Source organism: Kitasatospora sp. NPDC091335 (assembly GCF_044757205.1).
GTDB lineage: Bacteria > Actinomycetota > Actinomycetes > Streptomycetales > Streptomycetaceae > Kitasatospora.
In genome coordinates this window covers 13,359-25,523 of record NZ_JBIVUM010000025.1, presented here as the reverse complement: position 1 = coordinate 25,523, position 12,165 = coordinate 13,359, and the positions used below count along the sequence as shown (strand labels likewise).

At 73.4% G+C, this 12,165-nt stretch carries 12 protein-coding genes and 1 riboswitch; of the genes, 11 read left to right on the top strand and 1 reads right to left on the bottom strand.

Annotation, left to right across the window (positions count from 1 at the left end):
* Positions 1-67: 67 nt before the first annotated feature.
* The 11 genes from ACIQOW_RS35630 to ACIQOW_RS35580 all read left to right on the top strand — a co-directional run bounded on the left by ACIQOW_RS35630 (position 68) and on the right by ACIQOW_RS35580 (position 9,756).
* Positions 68-382 (top strand): antibiotic biosynthesis monooxygenase, encoded by a 315-nt coding sequence (locus ACIQOW_RS35630; protein WP_188299763.1) that lies wholly within the window; start codon positions 68-70, stop codon positions 380-382.
* Positions 383-533: 151 nt separating this feature from the next.
* Positions 534-661: riboswitch (FMN riboswitch) on the top strand.
* Between the two features lie 226 nt (positions 662-887).
* Complete coding sequence (locus tag ACIQOW_RS35625; RefSeq protein WP_401092003.1) at positions 888-1,643, top strand: riboflavin synthase; 756 nt, start codon at positions 888-890, stop codon at positions 1,641-1,643.
* Positions 1,640-2,287 (top strand): nicotinamide riboside transporter PnuC, encoded by a 648-nt coding sequence (locus tag ACIQOW_RS35620; protein WP_401092002.1) that lies wholly within the window; start codon positions 1,640-1,642, stop codon positions 2,285-2,287. The genes ACIQOW_RS35625 and ACIQOW_RS35620 overlap by 4 nt, the downstream gene beginning before the upstream one ends.
* Positions 2,284-3,576 (top strand): bifunctional 3,4-dihydroxy-2-butanone-4-phosphate synthase/GTP cyclohydrolase II, encoded by a 1,293-nt coding sequence (locus ACIQOW_RS35615; RefSeq protein WP_401092001.1) that lies wholly within the window; start codon positions 2,284-2,286, stop codon positions 3,574-3,576. Before ACIQOW_RS35620 ends, ACIQOW_RS35615 begins: the two co-directional genes overlap by 4 nt.
* 52 nt (positions 3,577-3,628) lie before the next feature.
* A complete protein-coding gene (gene ribH / locus ACIQOW_RS35610) occupies positions 3,629-4,102 on the top strand; it encodes a 6,7-dimethyl-8-ribityllumazine synthase (RefSeq protein WP_401092000.1) in 474 nt (157 codons plus the stop codon).
* 101 nt (positions 4,103-4,203) lie between these two features.
* The gene (locus tag ACIQOW_RS35605) at positions 4,204-4,476 is read left to right on the top strand and encodes a phosphoribosyl-ATP diphosphatase (RefSeq protein WP_097238956.1); all 273 of its coding nucleotides are present in this window, start codon (positions 4,204-4,206) and stop codon (positions 4,474-4,476) included.
* Positions 4,477-4,532: 56 nt separating this feature from the next.
* Entirely contained in the window at positions 4,533-5,381 is an 849-nt protein-coding gene (gene hisG / locus ACIQOW_RS35600; protein WP_188299759.1) for an ATP phosphoribosyltransferase, read from the top strand.
* A 184-nt stretch (positions 5,382-5,565) separates the two neighbouring features.
* Entirely contained in the window at positions 5,566-6,006 is a 441-nt protein-coding gene (locus ACIQOW_RS35595; protein ID WP_317620354.1) for a PH domain-containing protein, read from the top strand.
* Between the two features lie 266 nt (positions 6,007-6,272).
* Positions 6,273-7,616 carry a hemolysin family protein gene (locus ACIQOW_RS35590; protein ID WP_401091999.1) on the top strand — a complete coding sequence of 448 codons (1,344 nt, stop codon included), beginning with the start codon at positions 6,273-6,275 and terminating at the stop codon, positions 7,614-7,616.
* Entirely contained in the window at positions 7,613-8,659 is a 1,047-nt protein-coding gene (locus ACIQOW_RS35585) for a hemolysin family protein (RefSeq protein WP_401091998.1), read from the top strand. The genes ACIQOW_RS35590 and ACIQOW_RS35585 overlap by 4 nt, the downstream gene beginning before the upstream one ends.
* 110 nt (positions 8,660-8,769) lie before the next feature.
* On the top strand, positions 8,770-9,756 hold the full coding sequence (locus ACIQOW_RS35580) for an NAD-dependent epimerase/dehydratase family protein (RefSeq protein WP_401091997.1): 987 nt from the start codon (positions 8,770-8,772) through the stop codon (positions 9,754-9,756).
* Between the two features lie 65 nt (positions 9,757-9,821).
* Here ACIQOW_RS35580 and ACIQOW_RS35575 read toward each other — a convergent pair whose 3' ends face one another.
* A complete protein-coding gene (locus ACIQOW_RS35575) occupies positions 9,822-11,861 on the bottom strand; it encodes an AAA family ATPase (RefSeq protein ID WP_401092063.1) in 2,040 nt (679 codons plus the stop codon).
* Positions 11,862-12,165: the final 304 nt, after the last annotated feature.

The window sequence follows — 12,165 nt, the reverse complement described above, 5'->3', positions numbered from 1 at the left end:
CTGTTCACCAGCGGATTTCCGCTGATAATGGGGCCAGGGGCACCAGCCGCAGCCGGAGGTGGTGGTCGTGATCGTCAGAATCTGGGCCGGGCAGGTGCTGGCCGGTCGCATCGAGGAGTTCTGCGCGCACCTGGCCGCCCAGGTGATCCCGCAGCTGGGCCGGACGGACGGCTGCCTGGGCGGTGAGCTGCTGCGCTCGGTCTCCGAGGACGGGCACCGCGTCCTGGTGGTGAGCCGCTGGCGCGACGAGGAGGCGCTGCGCGGGTACGCCGGCCCGATGTGGCGGATCAGGCCGGTCTGGTCGGAGGGCGAGCTGCGCTACCTCGCCCACCCCCCGGAGGTCACCCACTTCACCTCGATCGCCGCCCCGGCCGCGCCCTGAGGCCGTGGCCCGCCGTTTCGCGGGGCCGGGCAGGGGGCGGGTAGCAGGCTGCCGCGCATTCCCCGCAAGCCCGTGAAACAGGCCACAGTCGGAGACTCTCCCTGCGCCTGCGTCGACCGTGGCAGAATGACGGCATCAAGCAGTGACGTTCAGCGCACTCCGGGGTCGGTGAAAATCCGAACCGGCGGTTACAGTCCGCGACCCGTCCGCAGCCAGCGGCCGGTTGACCAGGTGAAATTCCTGGACCGACGGTTAAAGTCCGGATGGGAGGCGTGCGCGGGCGGACGAAGAGCAGTACCCGTGGTCCATCGGCAGGCGACAGCCGGCCTTCCGGGCCTCGGTGAGGTGCGACGACGGGAGCGGTGTTTCCCGGGCCGGGCGAGCGATCTCCCGGCGGCTTCGGCATCCCGGCGACGGGTGTGCCCGGGGTCCGTGCGCCGCTGCCCGTCCGCGTCATCTCCCCTGCCGCCCCGGAGTCCGCGCCCCAAGCGCGAGGAGAACCCGGGTGTTCACCGGCATCATCGAAGAGCTCGGCGAGGTCGTGTCGATCGAGGAGATCGGCGACTCCTCGCGGATCCGCCTGCGTGGCCCGGTGGTCTGTACGGGTGCCCGGCACGGAGACTCCATCGCGGTCAACGGCGTGTGCCTGACCGTCGTCGACAGCCCGGCGGAACTGGCCGCCGGCACCGGCGAGTTCAGCGCCGACGTGATGGCCGAGACGCTGCACCGCTCCAGCCTCGGCGAGCTGGCGCCCGGCTCCCGGGTCAACCTGGAGCGCGCCATGGCGCTCGGCGCCCGGCTGGGCGGCCACCTCGTCCAGGGCCATGTCGACGCCACCGGGCGGCTGTTGAGCCGCGAGCCCGGCGAGCGCGGCGCGGACGGAACGCTGCGCTGGGAGGTGCTGCGCTTCTCGCTGCCGGACACCGTCTCCCGCTACCTGGTGGAGAAGGGCTCGATCACGGTCGACGGCGTCAGCCTCACCGTGGTGGAGGCCGCCCGGGACAGCTTCACCGTCAGCCTCATCCCGGCCACCCTCGCGCTGACCACGCTCGGCACCAGGTCCGTGGGGGAGAGCGTCAACCTGGAGGTGGACGTGCTCGCGAAGTACGTCGAGCGCCTCCTGGAGTCCCGCACCCTGCCCGCCCTGCCGGGCCTTTCCGGCCCGACCGACCCGACAGACCTGACCGATTTGATCAACCCCACAGACCCGACCGACCCGACCGGCCTGCCGGTCGACGCAGCCCCGGGGGAGTCCCAGTGAGCTGGCTCAGCGGCGAGGCGTTCACCGTCCTCGGCGAACACGTCAAGTGGGCCGACATGATCGGCAACATCCTCGGCCTCGGCGGGCTCGCGCTCGGCTGGCGCCGTTCGGTCTGGAGCTGGCCGGTCCAGCTGCTGTCCGGCGCGGTGCTGATCACCGCCTACCTGGGCGGCCACGTTCCCGGCCTGATCGGCAAGCAGCTGATCGTGATCGCCACCGCCTCCTGGGGCTGGGCGCAGTGGCAGCGGGGCCGTCGCAACGGCGGCGGGATCGACGTACGGTTCGCGCGCTGGCCCGAGCGGATCGCGCTCGCGGCGGGCACCGCGGCCGGCACGGTCGCCCTCGCCCTGCTCTTCACGTCCTACCCCAGCCTGTCCTGGAGCCCCTGGTCGGACGCCTACATCTTCGTCGGCACGCTGGCCGCGATGGTCGCCCAGGCCCGCGGCTGGGTGGAGTTCTGGTTCGCCTGGATCGCGGTCGACGCGGTCGGCGTGCCGTTCGCCTTCAACAGCGGCTACACCTTCTCCGGCCTCACCTACTCCGTCTACTTCGTCCTGGTGCTGCTCGGCCTGCGTTCCTGGTGGCTGAGCACCCGTGAGCCGCGCGCCAAGTCCGCCACCGTCCCGCAGGGAGCCACGGTATGACCGAGCAGACCGAGAACCAGTCCGGCAACGGCGCCACCGAGTCCGAGTCCGAGTCCGAGTTCGTCCTCGACCCGGTGGAGCGGGCGATCGCCGACATCGCCCTCGGCCGTGCCGTGATCGTGGTCGACGACGAGGACCGCGAGAACGAGGGCGACATCGTCTTCGCCGCCTCCGCCGCCACCCCCGAGCTGATGGCCTTCACCATCCGCTACAGCTCCGGCGTGATCTGCGCGCCGATGACCGGCGAGGAGCTGGACCGCCTCAGGCTTCCGCCGATGACCCAGGTCAACGAGGACCGCAAGGGCACCGCGTACACCGTCTCGGTGGACGCCAGGGAGGGGGTCGACACCGGCATCTCCGCCGCCGACCGCGCCCGCACCGTACGGCTGCTCTCCTCGTCCGGCACCGAGCCCGGCGACCTCACCCGCCCCGGGCACGTCTTCCCGCTGCGCGCCGTCGAGGGCGGCGTGCTGGTCCGCCCCGGCCACACCGAGGCGGCGGTCGACCTGGCCAGGCTGGCCGGACTCGCGCCGGCCGGCGCGATCGCCGAGGTGGTCAACGACGACGGCACCATGGCCCGGCTGCCCGAGCTGGTCGCCTTCGCCAGGGAGCACGGCCTCGCGATCATCTCGATCGAGGACCTGATCGCCTACCGCCGCCGCACCGAGCTGCACGTCGACCGGGCGGCCACCACCGCCCTGCCCACCGCGTACGGCGAGTTCACCGCGGTCGGCTACAAGGGCACCCTCGACGGGGTCGAGCACCTCGCGCTGGTGGCCGGCGGACTGGACGAGCAGGGGCGGCTGCCGGCGGGCGAGGACGTCCTGGTGCGGGTCCACTCCGAGTGCCTGACCGGTGACGTCTTCGGCTCGTTGCGCTGCGACTGCGGCCCCCAGCTGGAGGCCTCGCTGCGGCGGGTCGTCGAGGCCGGGCGCGGCGTGGTGCTGTACCTGCGCGGCCACGAGGGGCGGGGGATCGGCCTGGCCCACAAGCTGCGCGCCTACCAGCTCCAGGAGCAGGGGCGGGACACCGTCGACGCCAACCTGGACCTCGGCCTGCCCGCGGACGCCCGCGACTACAGCATCGCGGCCCAGATGCTGGTGGACCTCGGCGTCCGCTCGCTCGCCCTGCTCACCAACAACCCGCAGAAGCTGACCGCGCTGACCGAGCACGGGCTCAAGGTCAAGGGGCGCGAAGCGGTGGAGATCGCGCCCGGCGAGCACAACCTGCGCTACCTGCGCACCAAGCGCGACCGGATGGGACACGACCTGCCCGGCCTCGACTCCTGAACCACCCCTCCCGGCAGAGACACCAGCAGAGACACCACAGGAAGCAGGAACCATGAGCGGCCACGGAGCCCCCGAACTGACCATCGACGGCGCCGCCGGCCTCAAGGTCGCCGTCGTCGCCGCCCAGTGGCACGACACGGTGATGAACGGCCTGCTGGACGGCGCCCACCGCGCGTTCGAGGAACTGGGCGTCACCGGGCCGACCGTGCTGCGGGTGCCCGGCACCTTCGAGCTGCCGGTCGCCGCCAAGCACCTCGCCGAGCGCGGCTACGACGCCGTGGTGGCCCTCGGCGTGGTCATCCGCGGCGGCACCCCCCACTTCGACTACGTCTGCCAGGCGGCCACCGCCGGCCTCGCCCAGGTCAGCGTGGACACCGGTGTCCCGGTCGGCTTCGGCGTGCTGACCTGCGACAACGAGGAGCAGGCGATCGACCGCGCGGGCCTGCCGGGCTCCGCCGAGGACAAGGGCCACGAGGCCGCCACGGCCGCCGTCGCCACCGCCGTGGTGCTGCGCGCCGCGCTCTGACGACGGCCGGGACGGTCCCGGAGCGCGGACGTCCACTCGACTGTCCACGGTCCGGGACCGTTTACCGTCCGTCCGCCCGTACGCCGTAAGGTGGGCCCATCATGGCTTCGAAGACATTCGAGGAGCTCTTCGCCGAGCTCCAGCAGAAGGCCGCCACCGGCGACCCCTCGTCCTCCCGTACCGCGCAGCTCGTCCAGCAGGGCGTCCATGCGATCGGCAAGAAGGTCGTCGAGGAGGCCGCCGAGGTCTGGATGGCCGCCGAGTTCCAGTCGGACGAGCAGACCGCGGAGGAGATCTCGCAGCTCCTCTATCACCTTCAGGTGATGATGATCGCCCGCGGCCTGACCCTCGACGACGTCTACAAGTACCTCTAGAGACCCCGCTCTCCCGAGCACACCCATCCTCCCAACAGGTAAGGAAGCAACCTCCCATGCTGCGCATCGCCGTCCCCAACAAGGGTTCGCTCTCGGGTCCCGCGGCGGAGATGCTCCATGAGGCCGGCTACCGCCAGCGGAAGGACCCCAAGGAGCTCGTCCTCGTCGACCCGGCCAACGAGGTGGAGTTCTTCTTCCTCCGCCCGCGGGACATCGCCGTCTACGTCGGCTCCGGCCGTCTCGACGTCGGCATCACCGGCCGTGACCTGCTGCTGGACTCGCACTCCAACGCCGAGGAGGTGCTCGCGCTCGGCTTCGCCGGGTCGACCTTCCGCTTCGCCCGCCCCGAGGGCGTGGACGTCGATGACGTCAAGGGCCTGGAGGGCCTGCGGATCGCCACCTCGTACACCGGTCTGGTCGAGCAGCACCTGGCCGACCACGGGGTGAAGGCGACGGTCACCAAGCTGGACGGCGCGGTCGAGACCGCGGTGCAGCTGGGCGTCGCCGACGTGATCGCCGACGTGGTGGAGACCGGAACGAGCCTGCGCAACGCCGGCCTCGAGGTGTTCGGCGAGCCGATCCTGGTCTCCGACTCGGTGGTGATCCGGCCCAAGGGCGCCGGCGAGGACGCCCGGGTCGACCAGTTCCTGCGCCGCCTCCAGGGCGTGCTGGTGGCCCGCCGCTACGTGCTGATGGACTACGACATCCGCGCCGAGAAGGTCGGCGCCGCCGTCGCGCTCACCCCGGGCCTGGAGTCGCCGACCGTCTCGCCGCTGCACACCGAGGGCTGGGTCGCGGTGCGTTCGATGGTGCTCCGCAAGGAGGCCCAGCAGATCATGGACGACCTGTGGAGCATCGGCGCCCGGGCCATCCTGGTCACCAACATCCACGCCTGCCGCCTCTGACCCGAGCGGTCCGCCCGGCCCGCGCACCCGCCCGGTCCGCGCACCCGAGCGACCCGCGTGACCGCGCCGCCCGGGTGACCTGGCCGCCCGTCCGCGAGTAAAGAACGGTTCAATGGGGCGGGGACGCCGACCGCGTCCCCGCCCCTCGCGCTGCCGCCACCAGAACCACCCCCGGAGTCCCCACGTGTCCACGCCGTCCGTCCAGTTCCCCGTCACCTGGGCGCCGCGCCGCACCCGCGCCGTGCTGCTGCCGGTCTGCGTGCTGCTGGTGGCGCTGTTCTCCGCGATGGCCGTGATGCTCCCGGAGAACTGGCAGCTCAACGACCGGATCATGATGACGGCCAGCGGCGTCCTGTTCGCCGCCGTCGGCCTGATGCTGGCCCGCCCCCGGGTGAGCGCCGACGCGGACGGCGTGACGGTGGTCAACTTCGTCCGCCGCCGCCGGCTCGCCTGGGCCGAGATCGTCCGGGTCAACCTCCGCCAGGGCGACCCGTGGGCGACCCTCGACCTGGCCGACGGCACCTCACTCGCCGCGGTCGGCATCCAGCCCGGGGTCGGCAGGGCCCAGGCCATCGCGGACGCCCGCGCGCTGCGCGACCTGGTCGAGCGGCACGCCCGGGGCTGAGCCGCCACCTGCCCGTCCACCCCCTCCACTCGACTCCGGCACCGCTCCCGGCAGCCCGCTCCGGGCACCGTGCCCCCGGCGGGCCGAAGGGTGCCCTTACCTCCGTCCGGGTATGGTCTACGCTGGTAAAAGCAGGGCAAAGTGCGCCCTGCTCCCGATCGAGTGCCCGACATCCGACCAGAGGAGTGACACTCCCCCTCGATGGACGATCCGTCCGGTAGTACCTGCGCCGCCTCGCTTCCGATCCCCGGAAGGCAGGCGGCACTGTGATCACCGCCTGGCTGCTGTTGCTCGCAGCCGTTCTCCTGATCCTCGCCAACGGCCTGTTCGTGGCCGCCGAGTTCGCCTTCGTGACCGTCGAGCGCGGGGCGGTGCAACGCTCCGCGGGGGCGGGCGACGCCAAGTCCCAGCGGGTCGCCAGGGCCCTGCGGCACCTCTCCTTCGAACTCTCCGGCGCCCAGCTCGGCATCACCGTCACCTCGCTGGTGGTCGGCATGCTCGCCGAGCCGGCCCTGTCGACCCTGCTCGCACCCGTCATGTCCGGCATCGGCGTGCCCGACTCGGCCGCGCGCGGCGTCTCCGTGGTCGTCGGCATGGTGCTGGCCACCGTCGTCCAGATGGTGATCGGCGAGCTGGTGCCGAAGAACTGGGCGATCTCCCACCCGCTCCAGGTGGCCCGCGCGGTCGCCGCCCCGCACATGGCCTTCTCCTTCGTCTGCCGCCCGCTGATCAGCTTTCTGAACGGCACCGCCGACCGGACGGTCCGGGCCTTCGGCGTCGAGCCGCAGGAGGAGCTGGGGCACGCCCGCACCCCGGACGAGCTGGTCTCGCTGGCCCGTCACTCGGCCAAGGCCGGCGCGATAGACGAGGAGTCGGCGACGCTGTTCGTCCGCACCCTCGGCCTGCGCGAGCTGACCGCCGAGTCCGTGATGACCCCGCGGGTGGACGTGGCCGCGCTCCAGGGCGACGCCACCGCCTCCGACGTGATCAACCTGACCAGGGCCACCGGCCTGTCCCGCTTCCCGGTCTACACCGACAGCCTGGACGAGGTCACCGGCATCGTCACGCTCAAGGACGCCCTGGCCGTCCCGGCCGCCCGCCGCGGCCTGGTGCGGGTTGGCGCGCTGTCCTCGGCGCCGCTGCTGGTGCCCGAGACGCTGCCCGCCGAGCGGCTGCTCGACCAGCTGCGCCGCCTCCAGCCGATGGCCATCGTGGTCGACGAGTACGGCGGCACCGCCGGCGTCGTCACCGTCGAGGACATCGTCGAGGAGATCGTCGGCGAGGTGCAGGACGAGCACGACCCTGACGACCACCCCGAGCTGTTCCCGCTGCCGCCGGTCGACGGCCTGCCGGTCTGGGAGGCCGACGGCCGCGCCCGGATCGACCAGTTGGAGCGGATCGGCCTGAACGCCCCGGACGGCCCGTACGAGACCCTGGCCGGTCTGGTCACCGACCTGCTCGGCAAGCTCCCCGAGGTGGGCGAGCAGACCGAGCTGCCCGGCTGGCGCTTCACGGTGACCGGTGTCGACCGCCACCGCACCACCGAGGTCCGAGTGGAGCGCACCACCGCGCCCGCGCAGTTCGACGAGGACCGGGAGGAGGGCCGATGACCGCCCTGCAACTGGCCGTCGCGCTGCTGCTCCTGCTCGGCAACGCCTTCTTCGTCGGCGCCGAGTTCGCCGTGGTGTCGGTGCGCCGCAGCCAGATCGAGCCGCTCGCCGAGGCCGGGCACAAGCGCGCCCGCACCGTGCTGCACGCGCTCTCCAACGTCTCCGCGATGCTGGCCGCCGCCCAGCTCGGCATCACCGTCTGCTCGCTGGGCCTCGGCGCCCTGGCCGAGCCGACCATCGCCTCCCTGCTGGAGGGCCCGTTCCACGCGATCGGCGTCCCGTCCGGCCTGATGCACCCGCTCTCGTACGGGATCTCGCTCGCCGTCGTGGTCTTCCTGCACATGGTGATGGGCGAGATGGTGCCGAAGAACATGGCCATGGCCGCCCCGGAGAAGGCCGCGCTCTGGCTCGGCCCGCCGCTGGACCGGCTGGCCCGCTGGCTCGCCCCGGTGATCCGGGTGCTGAACGCCTTCGCCAACGGCATCCTGAGGCTCTTCAGGGTGGAGGCCAAGGACGAGGTCGAGTCGGTCTTCACCACCGAGCAGCTGATGTACCTGCTGGCGGACTCCCGGGACGCCGGCCTGCTCGACGAGGGCCGCCAGGAGCGTCTGGAGGACGCCCTGGAGCTGGGCCGCCGCCCGATCACCGAGGTGCTGCTCAAGCCCGAGCAGCTGGTCACCGTGGACTCCAAGGCGACCGCCGCCGAGGTCGAGGAGCTGGCGCTGCGCACCGGCTTCTCGCGTTTCCCGGTCACCGACGGCGACCCGGCCGGCCACGGCTACCTCGGCTACCTCCACCTCAAGGACATCCTCGACGTGGAGGACATCTCGGCGCCGGTCCCGGCCCGCCTCTGGCGGCCGATCACGGTGCTGCGCGGCAGCCTCCCGCTGGACGACGCCCTCGGCGCGATGCGCCGGGCCACCTGCCACCTGGCCGCCGTGCTGGACCAGGACGGGCGCACGCTCGGCGTGGTGATGCTGGAGGACGTGCTGGAGGAGCTGGTCGGGGAGATGCACGACCCGGACCACCGCGCCACGGCCTGACGTCCGTCCGGAAGGTTCCGGATTCCGCTGACGGCGTGTCCGCTCCCGGCGATTCCGCCCAGAGCAGTCAGCCCTTCCATGCCGGCCACCCTGGGAGCAGGGTGGTCGGCATGAGACTTCTCCTGCTGGGTGGAACCGAGTTCGTCGGACGGGTCGTCGCCGAGGAGGCGCTGGCCAGGGGCTGGGAGGTGACGGCCCTCAACCGCGGCACGCGGCCCGCGCCGGAGGGTGTCCGGGTGCTGAAGGGCGACCGCACCGCCGAGGACGGCCTCGCGGCGCTCGGCGCGGGGGAGTGGGACGCGGTGGTGGACACCTGGTCCTGGGCCCCCGCGGCGGTGCGCGACAGCGCCCGCTTCCTGAACGGCCGGGTCGGCCACTACGCGTACGTCTCCAGCCGGTCGGTCTACGACCACCCGCTGCCCGCCGGGGCCGGCGAGGCCGCCCCGGTGGTCGCCTCCTCCCCGGACCTCACCGGCGAGGTGCCCTACGCCGAGGCCAAGCGCGGCGCGGAACTGGCGCTGGAGGCGGAGTACGGCGGGCAGGCGCTGCTCGCCCGCGCCGGGCTGATCCTCGGCCCGCACGAGAACATCGGCCGGCTGCCCTGGTGGCTCAGCCGGATCGCGGAGGGCGGCCCGGTGCTCGCCCCGGGGCCGCGCGAGCTGGCCCTCCAGTACATCGACGCGCGCGACCTCGCGGCCTGGACCCTGGACGCCGTGGCGGCCCGCCTCGGCGGCCCGTACAACCTGGTCGGCCCTTCCGGCCACGCCACCATGGGCGAGCTGCTGGAGGCCTGCGTACGGGTCACCGGCTCGGACGCCGAACTGCGCTGGACGGACCCGGAGCGGATCCTCGCGGCGGGCATCGAGCCGTGGACCGAGCTGCCGATCTGGCTGGCGCCCGGCGAACTGTACGACTTCCTGCACACCGGCCTGGTCGACCGCGCGCTCGGCGCCGGGCTGCGCTGCCGACCGGTCGCCGAGACCGTCGAGGACACCTGGGCCTGGCTGCGGTCGATCGGCGGCAGCGCGCCGCGGCGGCCGGACCGGGCCAGGGTCGGGCTCGACCGCGAGCGGGAGGCCGCGCTGCTCAACGGCTGAACCGGGGCCGGACCGACGGGCGGCCGGCGGGGAACAAGCGAGGGGGCTGATCCGCGGGGCGGGCCTCAGCCCCGCCCGTCGATCAGCTCCCCGTACGCCTGGACCAGGTCCGGCAGGCGCAGCGTGGCCAGGTCCTCCCGGCCGGGCGGCTCGCGCAGCAGCGACAGCCGCAGGTCCCGGTAGGCGCAGGACTTCTCGTACAGGGTGCGGATGAACCGGCCGTTGCCCAGCTCGTCGATCCAGCCCTCGCGGACCACGTGGACGCAGATGCTGGCCAGCTCCTCGGCGGCGTCCTCGTCCCAGCCGTCGCCGTCCCGGCCGGCCAGCGCGGCGCCGATCGCGGTCAGCTCGCCGGGGCGGTAGCTGGGAAAGTCGACCCTGGTGGTGAAGCGGGAGTTGAGGCCGGGGTTGGTGGCGAGCAGCCGGTTCATGCCCTCGGGGTAGCCGGCCAGGATCACCACCAGCCGGTCGCGGTTGTCCTCGGCGCGCTTGAGCAGCACCTGGAGCGCCTCGTCGCCGTACGCGTCGCCCTTGGTGTAGCCGGAGTTGGAGAGGCTGTACGCCTCGTCGATGAACAGCACGCCGTCCAGCGCGGAGTCGATCAGCTCGTTCGCCTTCACGGCGGTCTGGCCGAGGAACTCGCCCACCAGGTCGGCGCGTTGGGCCTCCACCAGGTGGTCGCCGGAGAGCAGGCCGAGGGCGTGGAAGACCCGGCCGAGGATGCGGGCCACGGTGGTCTTGCCGGTGCCGGAGGGGCCGGAGAAGACGAAGTGGCGTTTCGGCGGCTGGACCGGCAGGCCCTGCTCGGCCCGCAGCCGCGACATGCGCAACTGGGCGGAGAGCGCCCGGACCTGGCGCTTGACCGGCTCCATGCCGACCATCAGGGAGAGTTCGGCCAGGGCCGCGTCCAGCTCCCGTTCGTTGCCGCCGGCCCTGGGCTCGGGCGCGGCGGCGGCCCTGGGCTGCGCCCGGCCGAGGGCGGGCAGCGGCGGCGGTACGGCGGTGCCGGGCGAGGGGGCCGAGCCGGAGCGTTCCCCGGCGGTCTGCGGCGCGCCGTCGGCGGGGGCGCCGGCCGGCGGGGCCCCGCCGGCCGGAACGCCGTCGAACGGTGCGCCGCCCGCTGGGGGGCCGTCCACCAGCCCGGCGTCCACCGAGGGCCCGCCACCCGACGGCACCCCGCCGGTCGGCGCACCGTTCGACACCTCGTCGCCGGGGACGGTCGCGCCGGCGGGCCCGCCGATGTCCCCGAACTCCTCGCCGTACCCCGGCAGTCCGGCGAATCCGGCGTCCTCCGGGTACCCGGAGTCGACGCCGGGCCCGCCCGGTGCGTCCGTCCCGCCCGGGCGCCCGCCGAGCGTGGTGCCGTCCGACAACGCGTCGGTGAGCCCGTCCGCGAGCCCGTCCTCGGCCGAGATGGCCGCCAGCCGGGCCGCGGTGTCCATGAACGCCGGGTCCGCCCGGTGCACCGCCCGGTAGAGCGGGAGCGCCGCCGCGCTGCGCCCGGCGCCGTCGTACGCCCGCGCCAGCCAGTACCGCAGCTCCTTGCGCTGCGGCTGCTCGGAGCGGCAGCGGGCCAGCGAGGCGGCCAGCGGCACCTGCGCCTGGGCGCACATGTCGAGGCGCACCCGTGCCATGCCGGCGAACAGCCCGGCTTCGATGCCGAGCAGCGGGTCGTCCAGCAGCCGGTCGGTGTCCCGGATCAGCTGCTCCCAGTCCTTGAGCAGGTAGGAGCGGCAGGCGTACAGGAAGCGGGCGGCGGAGTCCTCGCCGGGCGCCGGGCACTGCTCCAACGCCCGGTCCAGCTCGGCGAGATGGCGGCCGTCCAGCCAGTGCGAGGCGTGCGCGAGCGCGAGGTCGCGGGCGTCCTCCAGCACGGGCTGCACCCACCAGCCCAGCCAGTACCAGGAGCTGAGCGGCCGTCGGTGCAGCCGCCGTTGCTCGCCGAACCGCTTCTGGTTGCGGTACATGGCCAGCAGCGCGGCCGAGGTGTCGCTGCGCAGCGCGTGCAGGCCGAGCCAGGCGTCGGCCATCCCCGGGTCCAGCCGGACGGCGGCCCGGAACTCCTCCTCGGCCCGGGCGTACGCGCCGGCCGTGTAGGCGTCCATGGCGCGCAGCCAGGCACGGTCGGCGAGCCGGTCCGGTCCGCCCGCCGTGCTGTCGGAACTGTCCACCGTCGTCACTCACGCCCCCCCGCGGTGCGGCCCGGGGCTCGGCCGGCGAGTCGCCTGCGCCCAGCCCGGCTGGTGGTCGTCGACCCCATGCGGCGCGTCTGCGCCTGCCAGGAATCGTACCGGCGCGGGGCTGATCCGGAAGGGTGTGGCACCGAGTCAAATGTGATCGCGCGAGCGGTCGTTGAGCGGCCGGGCGGGGAAACCGGCGGCGGGGGAGCGACTTTCGGAAGGGGACCGG